Source organism: Sphaerisporangium sp. B11E5 (assembly GCF_039871875.1).
In the GTDB taxonomy this organism is placed as follows: Bacteria; Actinomycetota; Actinomycetes; order Streptosporangiales; family Streptosporangiaceae; genus Sphaerisporangium.
This window is the reverse complement of record NZ_JBDPMD010000055.1, coordinates 34,915-57,056: the sequence shown is the minus strand read 5'-3', so window position 1 is coordinate 57,056 and position 22,142 is coordinate 34,915. Positions and strand designations below refer to the sequence as shown.

The window sequence follows — 22,142 nt, the reverse complement described above, 5'->3', positions numbered from 1 at the left end:
ATCTGGGGGGTGGGGAGGCGGGCCAGGGATTCGAGGGTGGAGTCGGGGGCGCCTGTCAGTTCGGCTTGGATGGCGGCGATGGAGAGGCCTTCGGCTTGGCGGCGTTTGATGGCCACCAACTGGAGGAGGTGGCGCCGGCCGTAGAGGGCGACGCGGCCGCGGCGGGTCAGCGGGGGGTCGACCAGGCCGATTGTGGTGTACCAGCGGATGAGGCGTTCGTTGGGGACGTCGCGGACCCGGCCGTTGGCGCGTGGCGTCGCGGGGCCCAGGGCGTCGGCCGCCCGGGTGGCCAGTTCGCCGATCGTCCAGGTTTCGCTCATGAGGCAATCATGACACTGTCATCGTTACAGTGTCAACGTTTAATGCCGGGGCGTTGGGTTAGGGCTCCTGAGGAAGGGACAAGGCCGTCAGAACGTGTTGTTAGGGGGACACAACCTCATGGCCCAGATCACCAGCCCGCTGTCGGGCGACAATCTCAAGATCACCGGTGAGGCGCTGCAGGGCTCGCTCACCGATCTGCTCGATCTCGCGCTCGTCGGCAAGCAGGCTCACTGGAATCTGGTGGGGCGCAACTTCCGTTCCCTCCACCTCCAGCTCGACGACATCGTCTCCATCGCCCGCAACCGCGCCGACGACGTGGCCGAGCGTGCCGTCGCCCTCGGGCTGAACCCGGACGGGCGGGCGGCGACGGTCGCGAGGGACACGCAGATCCAGCAGCCGGAGGTCGGCTACCTGGAGGACGCCAAGATGGTGGCGCTCTTCACCGACATCCTCGGCGCCCTGGTCAAGCGCATGCGCGACCGTGTCACCGCCACCGAGGAGGCCGACCCCGTCACCCAGGACCTGCTCATCGAGGTCACCCAGGAGCTGGAGAAGCAGCACTGGATGATCCAGGCTCAGCGCTGACGACAGGGGGCGTCACAGCAGGTCGCGGGCGAGCGGAGCGACGAGCGGCCGGGCCGCGAGCAGGGCGCGCAGCGCGTCCCAGGGGGGCCCGGCCTCGCCCGCGAGCCCGCTTTCCGTGAGTGCACGGACCCAATCGCCGTCGGCGCGGGGGGCCGCCCGTTCCAGCGACTCCAGCACGGTGGGCCCCTCCCCGAGGTCCCGGGTGAGCAGGGACAGCAGGTGCGGCCACCGGATGGTCAGCAGCGCCAGCTTGGCCACCTCGTCGTCGGTGGCCCGCGGCGCCCCCGCGAGGGCCCGCCGGTAGGTGACGAACGAGTAGAACCGGAACACGTTGACGTACCGCTTCAGCTCACGGGGATTGGTCAGGCTGAGCACCGGCAGGATGCGGCGGATGGCCCCGTAGGCGTTCTCGTCGCTGTAGAGGTCGTCGTAGACCCGGCCCGCCGCCAGCCGCGTCGCCGCCGACAACCCGCCGATACGCGTCTCCCCGGCCGGGGGCGCGGCCGAGTCCTCGACCCGGCGCGCGACGGCGTCGAGGTCGTCCGCGGACGGCCGCAGCGCCCTGATCTCCGCCTCCAGCCGGTCCACCAGTTCCTTGGCCGCCGCGTCCTCCTCCGCCTTCTGCCCGCCCGCGGGGACGGCACGGCGCTCGCCGGCCCCCGCCCGCACCCCGAGCAGCGCCCGCAGGTAGGACGGCAGCCGCTCTCCGTCGTCAAGCAGCGGCACGCTCAGCGGTAGCTGCACGATCTTCTCAAGGAACCGCCACCCGAGCCCCGACCGCTCCAGCCCGCCGGGCGGCAGGCTGCGGGCCAGGTCGCCGTAGGCCACCTCCACGTGCGCCGCCACCACCTCCGGCTCCATGGCCAGCACGAACACGCAGTCGGGGAACTCCCCGGCGAGGAACAGGTTGACCGCCTCGATGACCTGGGCCACCGTCCCGGGCGAGCACCGGTCCAGGTCGTCCACGAACACCACCAGCGGCCGTTCGGCGCTCGCCACCATGCCGAGCACGTGCCGCATGTCGGTCTGCACGAGATGCAGGAACCCGGTCCTGGCCCGGTACCCGGGGTCGGGCGTCAGCCCTTCGACGAGTTCGGGCGAGCCGGCGAGCACGTCGGGCCTGCTCACCAGCCCACCGAACGCGGTGTCCGCCGACTCGCCGAGGAACCGCGCGAGCCGCACCCCCGCCGCGAGCACGGCGACGAGCGTGCCTCCCGCCCCGACGGCCGCCGCGATGCCGCGCAGCAGCGCCCCGAGCGCCGGCACCAGGGCGGCGGCGGCCAGGGACGCCGAGGTGAGCAGTACCGTGGCGCCCAGGGCCAGCGCGACCGGCAGCAGCCGGGTGAGCGCCAGCCGGTACGCGCGGCGGCGCACCGCCTCCGGGTCGATCCGCGCCAGGTTGAGCGCCAGCCAGAAGCGTTCCCGCTCCCCCCGGGGCAGCCGGTCGGTGACCTGGCTGATGATCTCGTGTGCCAGCCCGGCCCACACCTGCTCGCCGTTCTGGTACATCCACGGGTTGAACCAGACCGTGGGCCGCCAGTCGCCCTCCCGCAGCGGCAGCACCCCCGGCACGGCCCGGCCGTCCGCGCGCTCCCGGGGCCCCCGCGCGCGCGCCAGCACCTCGGCGTTGGTCAGCGCGGTCTCGTCGCGGTTCAAGTGGATCGGCGCGGGACGTCCCTCGGCCGCCCCCGGGTCCAGCACGTCCTGGATCATGCGCATCAGGGAGGTCTTGCCCGCCCCCCACGGCCCCTTCACGCCGATGGTCAGCGGCGGCCGGGTGTCGGGGTGCCGGATGAACGCCGCGACCGCCTCGGCGTGCACCCGGTGGCCGAGCCGGTCCCTGATGGTCCACCGGTCGCCGGTGAGCCGCGCCCGCGGCCGAACGGCACGCCGCGCGGCCCGCCGGCGCCGCAGCACGGCGGACACGCGGGCGTGCTCCCCGGGGCCGAGCCGCGCGGCCGCCGCGTGCCGCACGGCGGGGTCGGCGAACGGGGTGCGCTCCCCGAGCAGCCCCCAGGCGAGCAGCTCGCCCACGGCCTCCTCCACCTCGGCGGCCTTCTCCGCCTGCCGGGCCGCGCGGGCGTCGTCCACCGCCTCGTCCCCGGCGGCGAGCGGCGTGCCCTCGGTGAGCAGGTACGCGAGGTCGGGGGTGAGGGGCTCGTCGTCCTCGAGCAGGGTGGCGCGGCGCAGCAGGCGGCGGGCGTTCTCGCCGAGGTGGAGGTCGTAGACGCGCCCCACCAGCTCGGTGGCCGACAGCGGCGGCACCGGGTCCCCGGTGACGGCGAGGCGGGCCAGGGCGGTGCCGAACGCCGCGCCGAGGTGCCGGGCCGGGCCGGGCGCGGCGGCGACGCCGATCAGCTCACCCTCGCCGTACGTCAGCAGGTACGGCCGCCGGTCCGCGCCGAGCACGGCGCAGCGCTCCTCGGCGTACCTGAACAGGTCGCCCACCGTGATGGTGCCGTCCCGGTCCAGGTCGGCGGCGCCGGACAGGATGCCGTCGGCGAGGATCGCGGTGAGCGACACGGTGCGTCCCGGCCGTTCCCCTGGCATGGTGGCGCTGGTGGTGAGCGCCGCCGCGGCGGCCACCGGCTCCCCTTTCACCCGCAGGCGCCCCACGGTCTCGTGGGGGCGGCCCCCGTCCACGGTGACCATCCAGCCGAAGTCGACGACCAGCAGCAGCGCCGCCCCGTCCGACCGCTCCACGCGCCGCGCGAACTCGCCCATCAGCGCGCCGAACTCCCTGCGCCCCCATCCCGACTCGGTGGACCACCGCACCAGCAGCAGGTCGCCGGGCTCGACCGCGTCGAGGAACGCCCCCACCCGCCGCTGCTCCTCGTCGCCGCACGGGGCGGTCTGCACGGTGTAGCCCTCGGCGTCGAGCGCGTGCGCGAGCCGGCGGGCGGCCTCCTCGGCGGCGCCCTCCGGGTCGAGGAAGACCAGGGCCTTGCGGTTCCTGATGGCAGGGGCGGGCGGCGCGGTAACGATCATCGAGGTCATCGGCGGGCTCCCTGGACGCACTGCCGATGCTCTCAACGCCGCGCCGCCCCACACGTCCGCCATGCGGCTCCATTAACCGCTTTTGGCGGGGATTTTGCCTATGGGGGGGCTAAAGGGCACGCGACCACCACTGCTCGGTGACGCGGGTGCCGTAGGCGGCCTTCTCGTGCTGCTCGTCCAGCTCGAACCCGGCCCGCTCGTAGACGCGGCGCGCGGACGTGAGCGCCGCCACGGTCATCAGGACGATCCGCGTGTAACCGGCAGAACGCGCGAAGACCACGCATTCCTCAACGAGACGGGACCCGATCCCCATGCCGCGGGCGGACGGTTCCACCAGCAGCAGGCGGAGTTGCGCCGTGCGGTCGTCCGGCCCGCGCACGCACATGACGGAGCCGGCGGGGGCGCCGTCCACCTCGGCGATCCAGCACGCCTCGCGCCTCGGGTCGTGCGAGCCGGCGTAGTCGGCGACGATGCCGGCGACGAAGCCCTCCATGGTGTGGTCCCAGCCGTGCTCCTCGGCGTACAGCACGCCGTGGCGGTGAACCATCCAGCCGAGGTCGCCGGCGCGGGGCGGGCGGATGACGTACGGCACGTCGCGGGGCGCCGGCGCGAGCACGCGCCGGATGGTCGTCATGGCCGACAGCAGGCGCTCGCGGTCCTCGGCGGTCAGCGGGTCCAGCAGGTCGCGCGTGGCGGCCGCCGCGGACTCGTCGAGCACCTTGGACGCCGCCCGGCCCTCCCCGGTGAGCCGCACCATCTGCCGCCGCGCGTCGGAGGCCGAGCGCTCCCGCGTGACCAGCCCGCCGGACTCGAACCCGGCCAGCATCCTGCTGAGGTAACCGGCGTCCAGGCCGAGCCGCCGCCGCAGCTCCGCCGCCTCCATGTCGCCGTGCCCGTACAGCTCGAACAGCACCCTGGCCTCGGTCAGCGAGTACGGGGTGTCGTGCATGCCGGCGCCGAGCACGCCGATGATCCGGGTGTAGAAGCGGTTGAACGCGCGGACTCCGCCGATGAGCTCCTGCATCGTTTGCTCCGATCAACTGTTCCGTTGACTCAGTCAAACATATAGTGCGCCGCCGATCCAGGCCCTCCGCGCGATCGGGGCTCAAGATCAGGGCGCAGGCTATTCTCGATCACATGACTTCGGGGAACGACGTGCTCTACATCGGGGGATACACGCCCGCGACCGGCGGCAACGGCACCGGCCTGACGGTCGTGCGGCGCGAGGGGAGCGGGGCCCTGAAGGCCCTCGCCGAGACCGCCGCCCCCGGCCCGTCGTTCCTGGCCTTCCACCCGCGTCTCCCGGTCGTCTACGCGGTGCTGGAGTGCGAGGAGGGCGGGGTGGCCGCTTTCTCCGCCGACACCGAGGGCCCCGCGCTGCTCGCCGACGGCGCGAGCGGCGGCTCCTACCCCTGCCACGCGGCGGTGGACCCCTCGGGCACGTGGCTGTCGGTCGCCAACTACGGCGACGGCACCGTGGCGGTGTTCCGGCTCGGCAGCTCCGGCCTGTTCGACGGCCGCCCGCGCCTGTTCCCCGGCGAGGGCCACGGCCCCGACCCGGCACGCCAGGCCGGCCCGCACGCCCACCAGTCGGTCTTCGGCCCCGGCCGCACGCTGTACGTCACCGACCTCGGCACCGACCGGATCCGCCGCTTCACCGTGGGCGCGGAGCCCGCTCCCCACCCGGACGGCCCGGTGACCGTGGCCCCCGGCATGGGGCCGCGCCACATGGCCCGCCGCGACGGCCGCTGGTACGTCGGCGGGGAGCTGGACGGCACCATCCGGGTGTACGACGACGGGTGGCGCGAGCTCGGCGCGGTGCGGGCCACCGGATCCGACGGCCCGAACCTGATCTCCCACATCGAGGTCTCCCCGGACGGCCGCCACCTGTACGCCGCCAACCGCGGCCCCGACACCGTCGCGGTCTTCGGTTTCACCGGTGACGGCGGCCTCACCCCGGTGACGGAGGTAGGCTGCGGGGGATTGTGGCCGCGCCACTTCACGGTCGCCGGCGACCACATGTACGTCGCCAACCAGCGGTCCGACAACGTCGCCGTGCTCTCCCTGCGCGACGGCGTGCCCGCGCCGGCGGGCCCGGCCTTCGAGGTCGGCAGTCCGTCGTGCGTGCTCCCCGGGCCCGCCTGACCGCCTCTCACATGCTGGTCTAGACCAATGTTGGCGGCTGCGGCACAATGCCATCGGCGGTCACGCCGGCGGAGGGGGGAATACCTTCCGCCCGGCGCCCGCCGGCAGCCATGCCCAGCAATAGTGTGTGACCGCGACCCCACTTCGGGAGGAACCCGCCATGCGTATCGGAGTACTGACTGGGGGCGGAGACTGCCCTGGCCTCAACGCGGTCATCCGTGCCGTCGTCCGCAAGGGTGTCAGCGTCTACGGGCACGAGTTCGTCGGGTTCCGTGACGGCTGGCGCGGCCCCCTCGAAGGCGACACGATGCCGCTGGAGATCTCCAGCGTGCGCGGCATCCTGCCCCGCGGCGGCACCATCCTCGGCTCCTCGCGCACCAACCCCATGAAGATCGAGGGCGGCGTCGACCGCATCAAGGCCAACCTCGTCGAGTTCGGCGTCGACGCGCTCATCGCGATCGGCGGCGAGGACACCCTGGGTGTCGCCAAGCAGCTCTACGACCGCGACGTCAAGGTCGTCGGCGTGCCGAAGACCATCGACAACGACCTCAACGCCACCGACTACACCTTCGGCTTCGACACCGCGGTGAACATCGCCACCGAGGCCATCGACCGGCTGCACACCACGGCCGAGTCCCACCACCGCGCGCTGATCTGCGAGGTCATGGGCCGCCACGCGGGCTGGATCGCCCTGCACGCCGGCATGGCGGGCGGCGCCAACGTCATCCTCATCCCGGAGAAGCCGTTCGACATCGACAAGGTCTGCGAGTACGTCGAGAGCCGCTTCAAGATCCGCTACTCGCCGATCATCGTGGTCGCCGAGGGCGCGCACCCGCTGGAGGGCCAGATGGCCCTGCAGACCGGCGAGCTCGACTCGTTCGGGCACGTCCGTCTCGGCGGCATCGGCGAGATGCTGGCGCACGAGATCGAGAAGCGCACCGGCAAGGAGGCCCGCACCACCGTGCTCGGCCACGTGCAGCGCGGCGGCACGCCGAGCGCGTACGACCGGGTGCTCGCCACCCGCTTCGGCCTGCAGGCCATCGACGCCGTGCACGACGGCGACTACGGCAAGATGGTCGCGCTGCGCGGCACCGACATCGTGCGGGTGCGCCTGGAGGAGGCGACCGCCGAGCTGAAGACCGTGCCGGTGTCCCGCTACGAGGAGGCCGAGGTCTTCTTCGGCTGACAGGCGGGCTCGACGCGACGAGACGACGGCCCCGGCGGTGTTCAGACCGCCGGGGCCGTCGCCGTGCTGCGATGAGCCTTGTCAGCGGACGGGGCCGCCGGAGTCGAACAGCGACGGGCTGCGCGGCGTCTCGGCTGGAACGATCCCGGCACGGCGCCGCTCGATGGACGCCAGCAGGGCCGCCTCGTTCTCGATCTCCCGCTGTGAGGGCATCAGCGTGACGACGAGCAGCAGGCCGAGCGTCACCAGGCTGATGCCGATGAGCAGCGGCAGCAGGAAGCTCAGCGCGGGCGCCCCGCCGAGCGACTCGGCCGTGCCGGACGGCCACGGCGTGGCGCTGAGGGAGAACATGCCGGTGTAGTGCATGCCGCACACCGCCACCCCCATGATCAGGGCGGCCGCCGTGGTGGCGACCAGGCCCTCGACCCGCAGGGTGAACCACAGCGCCGCGGTCGCGGCGACCACGGCGATGGCCACCGACGCGGTGACGGTCACCGGGGCGTAGTGCAGGTCGGCGGGCATGCGGATGGCCGCCATGCCGAGGTAGTGCATCGCGGCGACGCCGAGCCCGGTGACCAGGCCGGCGCCGGCGAGGGGAAGCGGGCGTTCGCCGCCGCGGGCCGCCAGCAGCAGCCCGACGCCCACGATGACCACCGCGACCAGTGCCGAGACGATGGTGAGCGGTACGTCGTAGCGGATCGGCGTGCCCGGGACCGAGAAACCGATCATCGCGATGAAGTGCATCACCCAGATGCCGGTGCCGCCGATCGCCAGCGCCGCCGCGATCAGCCAGCGCACCCGCGCCGCGCCCTCCGTCACCCGGGCGCGGGAGGCGAGCAGCAGGCCGAGCAGTGAGCCGATCACGGACATGGCGTAGGACAGCACGGGGATGACCGCGCCGTGGGAGAAGTGGTCGATGTGCGACAAGCGTGCGCTCCTTGCGGAAAACGCGAACATGGTTCGTGTTAGCTGGGTGTATCAGAACGAATGCCGTTGTCAGGGACGTGACAGTAAGTATTCGGTGGTGTGGGACACGGTAGTAGACCTGACCGAAACTGTCAGGGAACGGAAGTGTCCCCCGCTCGGAAGCAGGCCGGAAGGGGGCCGGAGTGCTCGTCATCCGGGATAAATTGAAGGGTGCCCGCCGGGACGATCCTCCGACCTGGCAACGGTGCCCCACTCTGACCACCCGCCCGGAGGCCCCCATGTCCGTCGTGCCCCCGTCTGCTCTGGGCGACCCCTGCGTGCTGCTGAAGCTCGGTGAGGTCGTGCTCAAGGGGAAGAACCGCGAGACGTTCGAGCGGCGCCTGCAGAGCAACATCAGGGCCGCGCTGAAGGAGTTCGGCGTGCCGTTCGACCTGCGCCAGCGGCACGGCGTGATCGCGATCCTGCTGCCGGAAGGCACCTCGGTCGAGACCGCCGGCGCCGTCGCCCGCCGGCTCACCGACGTCATCGGGCTCGTCTGGGTCCACCGGGCCTGGCGGGTCGCCAAGGACCCCGACGCCGTCACCGCCGCCGCGCTCGAACTGGTGGCGGGCCGTCCCGAGGTCGAGCGACGCGCCACGTTCGCCGTGCGCTCGCGCCGCCGCGACAAGCGCTTCCCGCTGCGCTCCAACGAGCTCGACCGCATGGTGGGCGGCGAGATCAACGACAAGTACGGCCTGCCGGTGCGCCTGAAGGACCCCGAGCTGACCGTGCACATCGAGGTCGACAGGGACGAGGTGTTCGTCTTCACCGACGGCATGCCCGGTCAGGGCGGCCTGCCGGTGGGCACCAGCGGCCGGGGCCTCGTGCTGATGTCCGGCGGCATCGACTCCCCGGTGGCGGCCTACCGCATGCTGCGCCGCGGCCTGCAGGTCGACTTCCTGCACTTCTCCGGCATCCCGTTCACCACCTCCGAGTCGATCTACAAGGCGTACGCGCTGATGCGGGCGCTGAGCAGGTTCCAGGGCCGGGCGCGGCTGTTCGTGGTGCCGTTCGGCAAGGCGCAGCAGTCCCTGAAGACCTCCGGGGCGGACCGTCTGCAGGTGGTGGCGCAGCGCCGGCTGATGCTCAAGACGGCCGAGGAGGTCGCCCACCGGCTGCACCGCGACGTGCTGGTCACCGGCGACTCGCTCGGCCAGGTGTCCTCGCAGACCCTGCAGAACCTCACCGCGCTGGACGACGCGGTGTCCATGCCGATCCTGCGCCCGCTGATCGGCATGGACAAGACCGAGATCATGGCCGAGGCCCGGCGCATCGGCACCCTGGAGATCTCCGAGCTGCCCGACGAGGACTGCTGCACCCTGCTCACCCCGCGCCGCGCGGAGACCCGCGCCAAGATCGCCGACCTGCGTCAGATCGAGAAGCGGCTGGACGCCGAGGAACTCGCCACGCGGCTCGCCGACTCCATCCAGGAGTACAAGCTCGGCCCCGCGGACGCCAAGGCCGCCGGGGACGCACGCTCCGCGTAGGCCGGGTCCTCGGTGTATCGCGCGGCCGGGCTCCCCGGCGGCACGGGCGTATCGCGCGGCCGGGCTCCCCGGCGGTGACCGGCCCGTCCGCGTGGCCGGGGCCTCGGCGGGGAGACCCCGGCCGCCGCGTCACGCCGGGGTGAGCGCCGCGGCGGCGGCCCGGCCCACCAGGGGCGGCAGGTCCCGCATGATGCCGGCCAAGGTGTCCAGGTCGCCGTCCACCAAGGCCTGCGGGCCGTCGCACAACGCCTGCTCGGGGCGCGGGTGCACGTCGATGATCACCCCGTCCGCGCCGACGGCCACCGCCGCCCGGGTCAGCGGCAGCACGAGGTCGCGGCGGCCGCCGGAGTGGGAGGGGTCGACGATGACGGGGAGGTGGGAGAGGCGTTGGACGACGGGGACGGCGGAGATGTCGAGGGTGTTGCGGGTGGCGGTCTCGAAGGTGCGGATGCCGCGTTCGCACAGGACGATGTCGAGGTTGCCGCGCTGGGCGATGTATTCGGCGGCCATGAGCCATTCTTCGATGGTGGCGCTCATGCCGCGTTTGAGCATGACGGGGCGGCCGGCGGCGCCGACGGCTTGGAGCAGGGGGAAGTTCTGCATGTTGCGGGTGCCGATCTGGAGCATGTCGGCGTGTTCGGCGACGGTGTCGACGTCGTCGGCGGCGACGACCTCGGTGACGATGGGCAGGCCGGTCTCGGTGCGGACGTCGGCCAGGATGCGCAGGCCTGCCTCGCCCAGGCCTTGGAAGGCGTAGGGAGAGGTGCGGGGCTTGTAGGCGCCGCCGCGCAGCAGGGTCGCGCCGGCGGCCTTGGCCATCAGCGCCGCCTCCAGCGTCTGGTCCGGCGTCTCCACCGCGCACGGCCCCGCGATCAGGGTCACCGTGTCCGGCCCGATCGGCACCCCGCCCACCCGCACGGTCGTCCGGTCCGGATGGTTCTCCCTGCTGACCAGCTTGTACGGCGCGGTGATGCGCATGACGTCGGCCACACCGCTCATGCCCCCGAGGTCGAGCGCGCCGAGATGCGCGACGTCCCCGACCAGGCCGATGATCGTACGGCTCACGCCGCGGCTGACGAACGCGCTGCCGCCCGCCGTGGCGACGACGCCGACGATCGCGTCGACGTCGTCCTGAGTAGCCTCCGGGGCCATGACGATGACCATGGATCTCATCCCTTTCTGCACGAAAAAAGGCCCCGGGTCCAAGACGGACCCGGGGCCTTTGTGACGTTTACCGGTCAGCGCAGCGTCTGACGGCGAACGGTCCACTCCACGGGTCCGTCGCCATACCAAAACTCGAACACTGTACGCATCGTGATCGAGTCTAGCGCAGACCCGCACGTACACGCCCGCCCGGGTGCCGATGCCGCGCGGCCGGGGACGCGATGGGAGGATGACTGCGTGCCGGACCCTACCGAGGAAGACCGACTGCCCCCCGGGCAGTATGTCCCGCGTGGCCGACCGGTCGTCCACTATGGGCGGGTTCCGAGGTTTCGTCCGGAAACCTGGAGTTTCTCGGTGTTCGGCGCCACCGCCTCCGGCGAGGAGACCCGGTTCACCTGGCCCGAGTTCTCCTCCCTGTCCCGCGCCACGGTGCTCGCCGACTTCCACTGCGTCACCAAGTTCTCCCTGATGGGCAACGAGTGGGGTGGCGTGCCCGCCGGCGCGCTGCTCGCCGCGGTGCCCCCCGGGCCGGGGGTCCGCCACGTCATGATCTGGGGCGAGTACGGCTACAGCGCCAACCTGCGCATGGCGGATTTCGACCGCGACACCACTCTTTTCGCGCTGGAACTGGACGAGAAGCCGCTCACGCCCGAGCGGGGCCACCCGGTGCGGATCGTCGTCCCCCACCTGTACGCGTGGAAGAGCGTGAAATGGGTGCGCGCGGTGGAGTACCTGACCGAGGACCGGCGCGGGTTCTGGGAGGACCGCGGGTACCACAACGTCGGCGACCCCTGGCGCGAGCAGCGCTACTCCTACCAGGAGGAGCCCGGGGAGGGCCCCGCGTAGCGTTCGCGCCCGATCACGGGCCGTCACCCATTACGGTTTCCCGCATGCTGGATAGCGGATGGCTGCTGCTGTGCGTCGCGACCGGCGCCGTCGGGTACGTGCTCGGCCGCCGCGGTCGCGGGCGCGGCGGCGACGACCCGGCCGCCGCCCACGCCACCCTGCACGTCGCCGCGATGGCCGCGCCGTACCTGCGGGCCGGGCTCACCCGCGAGTCGGCCCGCCGGGCCGTACGCCACCTGCGCGCCCTCGCCGGGACGTCCGCGCTGGCCGTCACCTCCACCGACCAGCTCCTCGCCTGGGACGGCGCCTGGGAGCCCATGGGGGAGGAGTGTGTGCGCGACCTGCTCGGGCACGTCTCCGGGGTGCTCGCGGGCGGGCGGCCCCACCTGGTGGCCGGGGACGACCTGTTCTGCGAGGCCGACGACTGCGCGGTGCGCAGCGCCGTCGTGGTGCCGCTCACCGTCGGCGGGCGGGTGATCGGGGCGCTGGCCGCGTACCACCCGCAGGTCGAGGCGGGGCTGGTGCGGGCCGCCACCGAGCTCGGCCGGTGGGCGTCCGGGCAACTGGAGCTGGCCGAGCTGGACGCCACCCGGCGCCGCGCCCTCGCCGCCGAGACGCGGGCGCTGCGGGCACAGATCTCGCCGCACTTCGTGTGCAACTCGCTCGCCACCATCGCCTCGTTCACCCGCACCGAGCCCGCCAGGGCCCGCGAGCTGCTGCTGGACTTCGCCGAGTTCGCCCGGCACGCGCTGCGCCGCGCCGGCGACTTCACCACCCTGTCCGACGAACTGACCTGTGTGGACCGCTACCTGCTGCTGGAACGCGCCAGGTTCGGCAGCAAGCTGCGGTACGTCGTGGACGTGGTGCGCGAGGTGCTGCCCGTCCCCGTGCCGTTCCTGTGCCTGCAACCGCTGGTGGAGAACGCCATCACCCATGGCATCCGCCACGGCGGCGGCGCCGGGGAGGTCAGCGTGGTGGTGCGCGACGCCGGGGACGAGGTGCACATCACCGTCGAGGACGACGGCGCCGGCATGGAGCCGGCCCGTGTGCGTGACCTGCTGGACGGTGAGCCGCCGCTCGGGGACAGCGGCATCGGGCTGGCCAACGTCGACGTGCGGCTGCGGCAGATCTACGGCCAGGACTACGGCCTCGCCATCGACACCGCGCCAGGCGAGGGCACGACGGTGCGGATGCGGCTGCCCAAGCGGCACCCGCGACCATAACTCAGTGTCGTCAGGCAACCACACAATGTCGTGACAGGTCTTGCCCGGCGGGTGGTCCGGGCGGCAGCGTAGGTCCATGCTCCGTGTGCTGGCAGTTGACGACGAGGAACACGCGCTGTCGGAGCTCGCCTACCTGCTGCGGCAGGACAGCCGTGTCGAGCAGGTGCTCACCGCCACCGACGGCGTCGCCGCCCTGCAGGACATGGTGGCGATGATCGGCGCCGGCGAGCGGCTCGACTGCGTCTTCCTCGACATCCGCATGCCCGGCCTCGACGGCCTGGACCTCGCCCGCCTCATCGGCGCGTTCCCCGTCCCCCCCAAGCTGGTGTTCGTCACCGCCCACGACGACCGCGCCGTCCAGGCCTTCGAGCTGGAAGCCGTCGACTACCTGCTGAAGCCCCTGCGCCCCGACCGCCTCGCCGAAGCCGTACGCCGCCTGGAGCTGGCCACCTACGGCTCGGCCACCGGAGACGCCGGCACCGAAGACGTGATCCCCGTAGAACTGAGCGGCCGCACCAGCTTCATCCCCCAGCACGCCGTGAGCTACGCCGAAGCCAGCGGCGACTACGTCCGCCTCCACACCGCCGAAGGCACCCACCTGGTCCGCATGTCCCTGGCCGCCCTGGAACGCCGCTGGGCCCCCCTGGGCTTCATCCGCGTCCACCGCAGCACCCTGGTCTCCGCCCGCCACGTGACAGAAATGCGCTTCGAAGAAGGCCGAGCCCTCCTAAAAGTAGGCGAAACCACCCTAAAAGTAAGCCGCCGCCACACCCGCCACGTAAGAGAACAACTAGTCCGCCAAGCCCGCCCCCTCCCCACTCCCGGCCCCCACCCCTGATCCCACCGCCACGCCGCCGGCCCGCCGAAGTGCGGTTCCAGCACCGTCGCGCGGCGGCGGAGATGGGGCCCGGCGCCCCCGCCTCCACGCCGGGCGCCGCGCCGGTGGGGTGGTGTACGGCGAGTTCGGCGTCGTCGTGCGGCGGTGAGGGTGGGAGGCCCGGCGCCTCGACTCCACGTTCCGCTCCCTCTGTGGGCCCTTTCGGCGCCGCGTCGGCGGGACGGTGTGTGGTGAATCCGGCGCCTCGTACGGTGGCCGAGGTGGGCGGGCCGTCGTCTCGTTCCTGTCGTTGCCGTTCGCCCAGGGGGAACGGGTGGGTGGCTGGGGTGTCCCGTTCATCCTCAAGTGGCCGCCGTTCGTCCCTGGCGACCGGTGTGCGCTGCGTTCATGCCTGGAACGGGGCGGGAGTGCGGCGGTGGCCACCGAAACGGGCTCCGTGCGAGCCCCCGGCACGCCGCTCGTCGTCCGCGGGGCGCCGCTCGTCGCGCTTGAGCGCTCCGTATACCGCTGACTACTGACCGTTGAGCGAGCGGGCTTCCAACGGGCTCACGCGGCCTGATGACCCAACGTAATGTCGTGCGCGTCGAAGAGCCACACTGTGTGACCAGGCCCAACGCAGCCCTGGTCACGCAGTTCCGATGGTGGCCGCCACATGGTGCCGCGCACCCGCGCACCCGGCGACCGCCAGAGGCCACCGGGCCCTGACCGGGGGGTAGGGCCGGGTGGCCTCGGCGAGGCGGGGTGTTCGCCGACCGGCCGCGAGGCCTCTCACACGATCCGGCCCTTTAGGGGGGCGGCCGGATCGCGTCAGCGAACACCCCGCCCGACGCCCGAGAGCAGGGACCTCTCCGCCGCTCCAGCATTGGTGATCTTGGGCTCCCTGAGTCGATTCAGGTCCCGGCCGGGCGCAGGTAGACGGATGGTCTAATGGTTGGATAATCTGTCCAGCGTGCTGCGGGATGAGGGTCCGCCCTGGTGGGAGCCGTTCGTGCCGGTGTGTGAGGCGGTGGCGGTGTTGCTGGCGCCGCAGGGGGAGGTGGCGGTGCATGATCTGGGGACGGAGCGGATCGTGGCGCTGTGGAACCCTCTCTCGGGGCGGCGGGTGGGGGACGACTCGCTGATCGAGGAGTTGCCCGAGGACCCTTCGGCGGGGCGGGTCATCGGGCCGTACGAGAAGGTGCTGCCGGATGGGCGCAGGTGCACCTCGGTGAGCGCGGTGCTGAGTGACGAGGCGGGGAAGCCGCGGGGGCTGCTCTGCGTGAACTTCGATCGGTCGGGACTGGATCAGATCGCGGCGCTGGCGGGGACGCTGCTGGCGGCGCGGGTGGAACGGCCGGGCGGGCTGACGGACAAGGACTGGCGTGAGCAGATCGCGTTGCGGGTGCACGAGTTCTGCCGGGAACGGGGAGTCCGGCGGGACCGGCTCGATCGGGAGGCGCGGCGGGAGCTGATCGCGCGGCTCGACGGGGAAGGGCTGTTCGCCGTGCGGCGGGCGGCCGATCTGGCCGCCGAGGCGCTCGGGGTGTCGCGGGCCACCGTGTACGCCCTCCTGAAGGAGACCCGTTCGTGATCATCGAGGGAAGGGCCCGGCCGTGACGTACACGCGGATGCCGGAGTTCCGGCTGGAGACCTACCTGTCGCGGTGGGAGTTCGCCGCGCGGTACCACCTGACGGCGTCGGACGCGGAGACGCTCACCGTCGCGGAGTTGCTGGAGCTCGGGACGGAGGAGGACCGGCGGGCGTTCCTCGAGCTGCCGCTGGGTTACACCGAGACGTGGGGGACGGGGCGGCTGCGGGAGGCGGTCGCGGCGACGTACGGGACGTGCGGGCCGCAGGACGTGCTCGCCTTCGCGGGGGCGGAGGAGGCGATCTTCTGGGTCATGCAGGTGCTCGCCGGCCCCGGGGACCATGTGATCATGACGGTGCCGAACTACCAGTCGATGGAGACGGTGCCGCTGACCTCCGGGGCCGAGGTCACCGGGGTCCCGCTGGACGCGGCCGACGGGTGGCGGCTGGACGTGGAGGCGGTCCGGGCGGCGGTGCGGCCGTCGACCCGGGCGGTGGCGGTCAACTTCCCGAACAACCCCACCGGGGCCGTGCCCGACCACGAGACGTGGCGGGCGCTGGTGGAGTTGTGTGAGGAGCGGGGGATCCGGCTGGTGTCGGACGAGGTCTACCGGGGCCTGGAGAACGACCGGGGGCGCATGTTGCCGCATGCGGCCGACCTGTCGCCCACGGCGGTGTCGATCAACGTGATGTCCAAGTCGTACGGCATGCCGGGCCTGCGGGTCGGGTGGGTCGCCAGCCATGACCACGCCCTGCTGGAGACGCTGGAGCGGCACAAGCACTACACGTCCATCTGCGGCGCGGCGCCGAGCGAGTTCCTCGCCGCGGTGGCCCTCGGCGCGGGGGAGCGGATCCAGGCCCGCAACCGGGGGATCATCGCCGAGAACCTGCCGGTCTTCGCGGACTTCTTCGCGTCCCATGAGGACCTGTTCGAGTGGGCACCCCCTGAGGGCGGCTGTGTCGCCTTCCCCCGCTACCTCGGTGAGGACGGCGTGGAGACGTTCTGCCGCGACCTGGTGGAGACGGCCGGAGTCGTGGTGCTCCCCGCGAGCATCTACACCTCCGCGCTCGCGACCGTCCCTCCCGACCGCTTCCGCATCGGCGTCGGCCGCCGCGACCCCGCCCCAGCCCTGGCCGCCTTCGACGACTTCCTCACCAGCCGCCGCCGCACGTCCCGCGTCTGAGGTGTCTCAGGCTCCGGGGGCGGGGGCGTCGCGGAGTCGTTTGAGCAGTTCGATGTCCTGGCGGTGGCGTTCGCCCTTGCCGGGGGTCTCGATGCACAGAGGGACGCCCGCGGCGGCGGGGTGGCGCATCAGGGTGGCGAAGGCGTCCTGGCCGATGTGGCCGGTGCCGATGTTCTCGTGGTGGTCCCGCTTGGAGCCGAGCGGGAACTTGGAGTCGTTGGCGTGGACGAGTTTGAGGCGGCCGGGGGCGATGGCGTGCAGGGCGTCCAGGGTCTGCGTGACGCCGGCCTCGGTGGAGAGGTCGTGGCCGGCGGCGAAGGCGTGGCAGGTGTCGAGGCAGATGCCGGCGCGGGGATGGAAGTCCAGGGCGTCCAGATAGGGGGCCAGGTCCGGGACGGCGGCGCAGAGCATGTTGCCCTGGCCCGCCATGGGTTCCAGGAGCAGGTCGGGGCCGGTCCCGGGGATCTCGTCCAGCAGGGGCAGGAGATGTTCGCGCAGGCCGCGCAGGGCCGCCTCGCGGGGCTGGGTGACGGCCGAGCCGGTGTGGACGACGACGCCGCGGGCGCCCAGCTCGGTGCCGCGGCGCAGCGCGTGGCGGATGGACGCGGCGGACTTCTCCAGGATCGCGGGGTCGGGGGAGCCCACGTTGACCATGTAGGACGTGTGGATGAAGACGGGGATGCCGGAATCGCGCAGGGCGGCGTCCTCGGCGGGGTTGCCGTCGTTCAGGGCCCAGCCGCGGGGGTTGGTCACGAACACCTGGACGACCTCGGCGTGGATCTCGGCGGCGTACTTCAGGCCGCCCGTGGCGAGGCCGCCGGACACGAACACGTGGCCGCCGATGAGTGAGGTAGGGGTCATCGCGTGCTGGGACCGCCGAGGACCGGCGTGCCGTCTCCTTCGTGTCAGCGGGCGCCTTGACCGCGTGTGCGGACTCCAGGCGCAGGTCAGATGCCCTCCAGCTTAGGGCAGCGCCCGGCCCGCCGCAGGACGCGGGGCGAGGTCCTCTTGGAGCATGACACGAAAAGTCCTGACGATGCGTTGGCCCGCTTGGGAGCTATCGCCGCTGGACCCGCCGCCCGGCCAGGCGATCTACTGGCTGTCATGCCGCACGTCACACCGGCGCCCGCCGGCCTGGCCGCGCTCAACGCCCTGCCCGCCCCCGAGGCCAGGCGTGAGCTGCTCGCCTGCTGCGCCTCCGCGGCGTTCGCGGACCGTGTGGCGGCGGCGAGGCCGTACGCGTCGGCGGACGACCTGGCGGACACGGCCGCCGCCACCGTACGCGCCCTGACCTGGCCGGACGTCCTGGAGGCCCTGGCCGCCCACCCCCGCATCGGCGAACGGAAGCCCGGGACGGACCGCGAGTCGGCCTGGTCCCGCCGCGAGCAGTCCGGCACCGACGGCGCGGACGCGCGGGTCCTGGCCGGCCTGGCGGACGGCAACGCCGCCTACGAGCGGCGGTTCGGCCACGTCTACCTGATCTGCGCCACCGGCCTGTCCGCCGAGGAGATGCTCGCCCGCCTGACCGCCCGCCTCGGCAACGACGAGGAGACCGAGCGCGCCGTGGTGCGCGAGGAACTGGCCAGGATCACCCGGCTGAGGGTCGGCAAGCTGCTGGGCACCGGACCCGGCGGCGCCCCCCGCGGCGTGCAGCGCGCCGCGGGGGACGCTGGCCGTACCGGGGAGGCCCGATGAGCCTGTCCACGCACGTCCTGGACGCCACCCGCGGCCGCCCCGCCGAGGGAGTGACCGTCCGGCTGGAACGGGACGGCCGCACCGTCGGCACCGGGACCACCGACCAGGACGGGCGCCTGCGCGACTGGCTGCCGGACGGCGAGCCCGGTGCGGGCACGTACCGCCTGGTCTTCGGCACCGGCGCGTACTTCGCCCGCCTCGGCGTGGAGACGTTCTACCCCGAGGTGGTCGTCACGTTCACCGTGGCCGACCCCGCGGCGCACCTCCACGTGCCGCTGCTGCTCAGCCCGTTCGCCTACTCGACCTACCGGGGGAGCTAGCCGTGACCGTCGTCCTCGGCGCCAACCGCTACGGCAAGGCGGAGACCCGCGTCGTCCGCGTCACCCGGGACGGCGACGTCCACCACCTGAAGGACTGCAACGTCGGTGTCGCCCTGTCAGGCGACATGGCCGCCGTCCACCTGACCGGTGACAACTCCGCGGTGCTGCCCACCGACTCGCAGAAGAACACCGTCTACGCCTTCGCCCGCGAGCACGGCATCGGCCAGATCGAGGACTTCGCCCTGCTGCTCGCCCGCCACTTCACCGGGTCCCAGCCGGCCGTGCACCACGCCCGGGTGGCGATCGAGGAGTACGTCTGGGAACGCCAGGGCCCCCACTCGTTCGCCCGCGCCGCCGCCGAGGTGCGCACCTGTGTCGTGCACCACGACGAGGACGGCACCACCAGCGTGGTCTCGGGCCTGCGCGACCTGGTGCTGCTCAACACCACGGGTTCGGAGTTCCACGGCTTCGCCGAGGACCGCTACACGACGCTCCAGCCGGCCACCGACCGTGTCCTCGCCACCGCCGTCACCGCCGGGTGGCGACACCACCCGTCCGCCACCGGATCCTATGATTTCGGAAAATCCTTTGAAGAGGTGCGGCGCTGCCTGGTGGAGGCGTTCGCCGGCACGCACAGCCTCTCCCTGCAGCAGACGCTGTACGCCATGGGCTCCCGGGTCCTCACCAGCCGCGCGGAGATCTGCGAGGTCCGCCTGGCCCTCCCCAACAAGCACCATTTCCTCGTCGACCTCACCCCCTTCGGCCTGGACAACGACAACGAGGTGTACTTCGCGGCGGACCGCCCGTACGGCCTGATCGAGGGCACCGTGCGGCACGACGACGCCCCGGATCCCGGCGCGGCGTGGGACTGAGGAGGATCGGAAGCATGGAGTTCCTGCGCCCCGCCACCTGGGAGGAGGCCCTGGCCGCCAAGGCCGCCACTCCCGAGGCGGTGCCCGTCCAGGGCGGCACCGACGTCATGGTCGAGATCAACTTCGACATGCGCCGCCCGGCCGCGCTGCTGGACCTCGGGTACGTCGCCTGCCTGCGCGACTGGGAGGTGGCCGCGGACGGCCGGCTGCGGGTGGGCGCCGGCGTGCCGTACGCGCGGATCATCACCGAACTCGGGGACCGGCTGCCGGGCCTGGCCCAGGCGTCCCGCACGGTCGGCTCGCCGCAGATCCGCAACCGGGGGTCGGTCGGCGGCAACCTCGGCGCCGCCTCGCCGGCCGGGGACAGCCACCCGCCGCTGCTCGCCGGGGACGCCGTCGTGGAGGTCGAGTCGGCGGCCGGGGGCGTGCGGATGATCCCGGCCGAGCAGTTCTACGTCGGCGTCAAACGCAGCGCCCTGCGTCCCGACGAGCTGATCAGGGCGTTCTGGATGAGCCCGGCAACCGGGCCCCAGTACTTCTCCAAGGTCGGCACCCGCAACGCCATGGTCATCGCCGTGTGCTCGTTCGCCGTGGCGCTGCACCCCCACGAGCGGCGCGCCGGCACCGGCCTCGGCTCGGCCGCCCCCACCCCGCGCCGCGCCCGCGCCGCCGAGGACTTCCTCGCCGCCGAGCTGGACTGGGACGGCGCCGCGCCGCTCGGCGAACCGCTGCTCGCGAGGTTCGGCGAGCTGGCCGCCGAGGCGGCCTCTCCGATCGACGACGTGCGCGGCACCGCCGCCTACCGCCGCCACGCCGTGGCGGTGATGGCTCGAAGGACGCTCGGCTGGGCGTGGAACGACTACCGGGAGAGGGTGGCGTCATGCGCGTGAACTTCACCGTCAACGGGCGCGCCGAGACGGCCGACGACGTGTGGGAGGGGGAGAGCCTGCTGTACGTGCTGCGCGAGCGGGTCGGCCTGCCGGGGTCCAAGAACGCCTGCGAGCAGGGGGAGTGCGGGTCCTGCACGGTGTACCTCGACGGCCTGCCGGTGTGCGCGTGCCTGGTGGCCGCCGGGCAGGTCGAGGGCCGCGAGGTGCGCACCGTCGAGGGGCTCGCGGACGGCGACCGGCTCGACCCGCTGCAGGAGGCGTTCGTCGAGTGCGGCGCCGTGCAGTGCGGCTTCTGCACACCGGGCCTCATCGTCCAGGCGCACGACCTGCTGGAACGGGTGCCCGAGCCGTCCGACCCGGAGATCAGGGAGGCGCTGGCGGGCAACCTGTGCCGCTGCACCGGCTACGAGAAGATCCTGGACGCCGTACGGCTCGCCGCCGCCCGCAAGGCGGCCCGATGACGGCCCGCGCGACCGTCGTGGAGAACGTCGCGATCGCCCCCGTCGTGGGGCCCGAGATCGCCCGCGGGTACCTCCACATCGAGGACGGCCGCGTCGCCGCGCTCGGCCCCGGGCCGGCGCCGGACGTCCCCGGCGCCGAACGCGTCGACGGCACCGGTTGCCTGGCCACCCCCGGCCTGGTCAACACCCACCACCACCTGTACCAGTGGGCCACCCAGGGCGTCGCCCAGGACGCCACGCTGTTCGAGTGGCTCACCGCGCTGTACCAGGTGTGGGCCGCCATGGACGCCGAGGTGGTCAAGGGCGCCGCCACTGCAGGGCTCGGCTGGCTCGCGCTGTCCGGGTGCACCACGACCACCGACCACCACTACGTGTTCCCCAAGGGCCGGGGCGATCTGTTCGCCGCCGAGATCGAGGCGGCCCGCGACATCGGGGTGCGTTTCCATCCGTGCCGGGGCTCCATGGACCGCGGGGTCTCCGACGGCGGCCTGCCGCCGGACGAGGTGGTGGAGACCCTGGAGGAGATCCTCGACGCCACCGCCGAGGCCGTCGACACCTACCACGACCCCTCGCCCGGCTCGATGGTGCGCGTCGCGGTCGCGCCGTGCTCGCCGTTCTCCGTCACCGGCCGCCTGATGACCGAGGCCGCCGCCCTGGCCCGTGACAAGGGGGTGCGCCTGCACACCCACCTGTGCGAGACCCTCGACGAGGAGGAGCACTGCCGCGCGCAGATGGGCTGCGCCCCGGTCGACTACATGGAGAAGCTCGGCTGGCTCGGCCCCGACGTGTGGGTCGCCCACGCCGTCCACCTGCGCGACCGCGACATCACCCGCTTCGCCGAGACCGGCACCGGCACCGCGCACTGCCCCTCCTCCAACGGCCGCCTCGGCGCCGGCATCGCCCGCGTCTCCGAGCTGCTGCGCGCCGGCGCGATCGTCGGCCTGGGCGTCGACGGCAGCGCCTCCAGCGAGCTCACCGCGCTCTCCGGCGAGATGCGCCAGGCCCTGCTGTTCCAGCGCGCCCGCTACGGCCCCGCCGCCCTCACCGCCCGCCAGTCCCTGGAGATGGCCACCCTCGGCGGCGCCCGCTGCCTCGGCCGCGCCGACGACCTGGGGTCGCTGGAACCCGGCAAGCAGGCCGACGTGGTCCTGTGGCGCGTGGACGGCTTCCGCTCCGCCGTGGACGACCCCGTCTGCGCCCTCGTCTTCGGCCCGCCCCCGCCCGTCGCCCGCGTCATGGTGGCGGGCAGGACCGTCGTCGAGGCGGGCGAGCTGCGCACCGTCCCCCACGACGAGGCGGCCGCCGCCGGTGTCCGTGCCCACCGCCGCCTGCTGGAACTGGCCGCGGCCCAAGGTCATACAGTGGCTCAGGAAGTCCACCGATGACCTCCGGGAGG

The 22,142-nt window shown here is 72.9% G+C and carries 21 protein-coding genes; 15 read left to right on the top strand and 6 right to left on the bottom strand.

Translation table 11 applies throughout. The annotated features are described in order from the left end of the window. Window positions 1-320: MerR family transcriptional regulator (locus tag ABGB17_RS33305; RefSeq protein WP_347637292.1), on the bottom strand; the 320-nt coding region annotated here is incomplete at its 3' end. A gap of 118 nt (window positions 321-438) precedes the next feature. Between ABGB17_RS33305 and ABGB17_RS33300 the strand changes: the two genes are divergently transcribed. Further along, window positions 439-906 (top strand): DNA starvation/stationary phase protection protein, encoded by a 468-nt coding sequence (locus ABGB17_RS33300; RefSeq protein WP_347637290.1) that lies wholly within the window; start codon window positions 439-441, stop codon window positions 904-906. Window positions 907-918: 12 nt separating this feature from the next. Here the strand turns inward: ABGB17_RS33300 and ABGB17_RS33295 are convergent, their stop codons facing one another. Further along, window positions 919-3,903, bottom strand: coding sequence for a P-loop NTPase fold protein (locus tag ABGB17_RS33295; RefSeq protein WP_347637288.1), 2,985 nt, complete (start codon window positions 3,901-3,903; stop codon window positions 919-921). A 109-nt stretch (window positions 3,904-4,012) separates the two neighbouring features. Then, window positions 4,013-4,927 carry a helix-turn-helix domain-containing GNAT family N-acetyltransferase gene (locus ABGB17_RS33290; protein ID WP_347637286.1) on the bottom strand — a complete coding sequence of 305 codons (915 nt, stop codon included), beginning with the start codon at window positions 4,925-4,927 and terminating at the stop codon, window positions 4,013-4,015. 113 nt (window positions 4,928-5,040) lie between these two features. Here ABGB17_RS33290 and ABGB17_RS33285 point away from each other — a divergent pair, with 113 nt between their 5' ends. After that, a complete protein-coding gene (locus tag ABGB17_RS33285; protein WP_347637284.1) occupies window positions 5,041-6,048 on the top strand; it encodes a lactonase family protein in 1,008 nt (335 codons plus the stop codon). 160 nt (window positions 6,049-6,208) lie between these two features. Next, window positions 6,209-7,234, top strand: a complete 1,026-nt coding sequence (locus tag ABGB17_RS33280; protein ID WP_347637283.1) for a 6-phosphofructokinase — start codon at window positions 6,209-6,211, stop codon at window positions 7,232-7,234. Between the two features lie 81 nt (window positions 7,235-7,315). Here the strand turns inward: ABGB17_RS33280 and ABGB17_RS33275 are convergent, their stop codons facing one another. Further along, window positions 7,316-8,161: an MHYT domain-containing protein gene (locus ABGB17_RS33275; protein ID WP_347637281.1), complete on the bottom strand. Its 846-nt coding sequence runs from the start codon at window positions 8,159-8,161 to the stop codon at window positions 7,316-7,318. A gap of 278 nt (window positions 8,162-8,439) precedes the next feature. Here ABGB17_RS33275 and thiI point away from each other — a divergent pair, with 278 nt between their 5' ends. Further along, window positions 8,440-9,687 (top strand): tRNA uracil 4-sulfurtransferase ThiI, encoded by a 1,248-nt coding sequence (gene thiI, locus ABGB17_RS33270; RefSeq protein ID WP_347637279.1) that lies wholly within the window; start codon window positions 8,440-8,442, stop codon window positions 9,685-9,687. A 129-nt stretch (window positions 9,688-9,816) separates the two neighbouring features. Here thiI and aroF read toward each other — a convergent pair whose 3' ends face one another. Continuing rightward, the gene (aroF, locus tag ABGB17_RS33265) at window positions 9,817-10,851 is read right to left on the bottom strand and encodes a 3-deoxy-7-phosphoheptulonate synthase (RefSeq protein WP_347637277.1); all 1,035 of its coding nucleotides are present in this window, start codon (window positions 10,849-10,851) and stop codon (window positions 9,817-9,819) included. A gap of 237 nt (window positions 10,852-11,088) precedes the next feature. Here aroF and ABGB17_RS33260 point away from each other — a divergent pair, with 237 nt between their 5' ends. The 5 genes from ABGB17_RS33260 to ABGB17_RS33240 all read left to right on the top strand — a co-directional run bounded on the left by ABGB17_RS33260 (window position 11,089) and on the right by ABGB17_RS33240 (window position 16,508). Further along, window positions 11,089-11,697, top strand: a complete 609-nt coding sequence (locus ABGB17_RS33260; protein WP_347637275.1) for a molybdopterin-dependent oxidoreductase — start codon at window positions 11,089-11,091, stop codon at window positions 11,695-11,697. A gap of 44 nt (window positions 11,698-11,741) precedes the next feature. Next, a complete protein-coding gene (locus ABGB17_RS33255) occupies window positions 11,742-12,920 on the top strand; it encodes a histidine kinase (protein ID WP_347637273.1) in 1,179 nt (392 codons plus the stop codon). Window positions 12,921-12,996: 76 nt separating this feature from the next. Then, window positions 12,997-13,758 carry a LytTR family DNA-binding domain-containing protein gene (locus ABGB17_RS33250; protein ID WP_347637271.1) on the top strand — a complete coding sequence of 254 codons (762 nt, stop codon included), beginning with the start codon at window positions 12,997-12,999 and terminating at the stop codon, window positions 13,756-13,758. 949 nt (window positions 13,759-14,707) lie between these two features. Next, on the top strand, window positions 14,708-15,328 hold the full coding sequence (locus tag ABGB17_RS33245; protein ID WP_347637269.1) for a PAS domain-containing protein: 621 nt from the start codon (window positions 14,708-14,710) through the stop codon (window positions 15,326-15,328). 22 nt (window positions 15,329-15,350) lie between these two features. After that, window positions 15,351-16,508, top strand: coding sequence for a pyridoxal phosphate-dependent aminotransferase (locus ABGB17_RS33240; RefSeq protein ID WP_347637267.1), 1,158 nt, complete (start codon window positions 15,351-15,353; stop codon window positions 16,506-16,508). A gap of 6 nt (window positions 16,509-16,514) precedes the next feature. Here the strand turns inward: ABGB17_RS33240 and ABGB17_RS33235 are convergent, their stop codons facing one another. After that, window positions 16,515-17,369 carry a deoxyribonuclease IV gene (locus ABGB17_RS33235; protein WP_347637265.1) on the bottom strand — a complete coding sequence of 285 codons (855 nt, stop codon included), beginning with the start codon at window positions 17,367-17,369 and terminating at the stop codon, window positions 16,515-16,517. A gap of 243 nt (window positions 17,370-17,612) precedes the next feature. On the opposite strand from ABGB17_RS33235, the gene uraD reads away from it, so the two are divergent. From uraD to ABGB17_RS33205, 6 genes are read left to right on the top strand one after another with little or no spacing between them, the layout of a single operon-like run. Then, window positions 17,613-18,203, top strand: coding sequence for a 2-oxo-4-hydroxy-4-carboxy-5-ureidoimidazoline decarboxylase (gene uraD, locus ABGB17_RS33230; RefSeq protein WP_347637263.1), 591 nt, complete (start codon window positions 17,613-17,615; stop codon window positions 18,201-18,203). Continuing rightward, window positions 18,200-18,523, top strand: a complete 324-nt coding sequence (uraH, locus tag ABGB17_RS33225; protein WP_347637261.1) for a hydroxyisourate hydrolase — start codon at window positions 18,200-18,202, stop codon at window positions 18,521-18,523. Before uraD ends, uraH begins: the two co-directional genes overlap by 4 nt. Window positions 18,524-18,525: 2 nt before the next feature. Then, window positions 18,526-19,395, top strand: coding sequence for a factor-independent urate hydroxylase (gene pucL / locus ABGB17_RS33220; RefSeq protein WP_347637259.1), 870 nt, complete (start codon window positions 18,526-18,528; stop codon window positions 19,393-19,395). A gap of 14 nt (window positions 19,396-19,409) precedes the next feature. Then, window positions 19,410-20,285 (top strand): FAD binding domain-containing protein, encoded by an 876-nt coding sequence (locus ABGB17_RS33215; RefSeq protein WP_347637257.1) that lies wholly within the window; start codon window positions 19,410-19,412, stop codon window positions 20,283-20,285. Then, window positions 20,276-20,746 carry a (2Fe-2S)-binding protein gene (locus ABGB17_RS33210; RefSeq protein ID WP_347637255.1) on the top strand — a complete coding sequence of 157 codons (471 nt, stop codon included), beginning with the start codon at window positions 20,276-20,278 and terminating at the stop codon, window positions 20,744-20,746. The genes ABGB17_RS33215 and ABGB17_RS33210 overlap by 10 nt, the downstream gene beginning before the upstream one ends. Beyond that, a complete protein-coding gene (locus ABGB17_RS33205; protein WP_347637253.1) occupies window positions 20,743-22,131 on the top strand; it encodes an 8-oxoguanine deaminase in 1,389 nt (462 codons plus the stop codon). The genes ABGB17_RS33210 and ABGB17_RS33205 overlap by 4 nt, the downstream gene beginning before the upstream one ends. The last annotated feature ends 11 nt before the right edge of the window (window positions 22,132-22,142 follow it).

Coding starts and splice junctions, on each gene's coding strand:
- ABGB17_RS33300 (WP_347637290.1), top strand. CDS start 439: ATGGCCCAGATCACCAGCCCGCTGTCGGGCGACAATCTCAAGATCACC.
- ABGB17_RS33295 (WP_347637288.1), bottom strand. CDS start 3,903: ATGACCTCGATGATCGTTACCGCGCCGCCCGCCCCTGCCATCAGGAAC.
- ABGB17_RS33290 (WP_347637286.1), bottom strand. CDS start 4,927: ATGCAGGAGCTCATCGGCGGAGTCCGCGCGTTCAACCGCTTCTACACC.
- ABGB17_RS33285 (WP_347637284.1), top strand. CDS start 5,041: ATGACTTCGGGGAACGACGTGCTCTACATCGGGGGATACACGCCCGCG.
- ABGB17_RS33280 (WP_347637283.1), top strand. CDS start 6,209: ATGCGTATCGGAGTACTGACTGGGGGCGGAGACTGCCCTGGCCTCAAC.
- thiI (WP_347637279.1), top strand. CDS start 8,440: ATGTCCGTCGTGCCCCCGTCTGCTCTGGGCGACCCCTGCGTGCTGCTG.
- aroF (WP_347637277.1), bottom strand. CDS start 10,851: ATGGTCATCGTCATGGCCCCGGAGGCTACTCAGGACGACGTCGACGCG.
- ABGB17_RS33255 (WP_347637273.1), top strand. CDS start 11,742: ATGCTGGATAGCGGATGGCTGCTGCTGTGCGTCGCGACCGGCGCCGTC.
- ABGB17_RS33250 (WP_347637271.1), top strand. CDS start 12,997: ATGCTCCGTGTGCTGGCAGTTGACGACGAGGAACACGCGCTGTCGGAG.
- ABGB17_RS33235 (WP_347637265.1), bottom strand. CDS start 17,369: ATGACCCCTACCTCACTCATCGGCGGCCACGTGTTCGTGTCCGGCGGC.
- uraD (WP_347637263.1), top strand. CDS start 17,613: ATGCCGCACGTCACACCGGCGCCCGCCGGCCTGGCCGCGCTCAACGCC.
- uraH (WP_347637261.1), top strand. CDS start 18,200: ATGAGCCTGTCCACGCACGTCCTGGACGCCACCCGCGGCCGCCCCGCC.
- ABGB17_RS33215 (WP_347637257.1), top strand. CDS start 19,410: ATGGAGTTCCTGCGCCCCGCCACCTGGGAGGAGGCCCTGGCCGCCAAG.
- ABGB17_RS33210 (WP_347637255.1), top strand. CDS start 20,276: ATGCGCGTGAACTTCACCGTCAACGGGCGCGCCGAGACGGCCGACGAC.
- ABGB17_RS33205 (WP_347637253.1), top strand. CDS start 20,743: ATGACGGCCCGCGCGACCGTCGTGGAGAACGTCGCGATCGCCCCCGTC.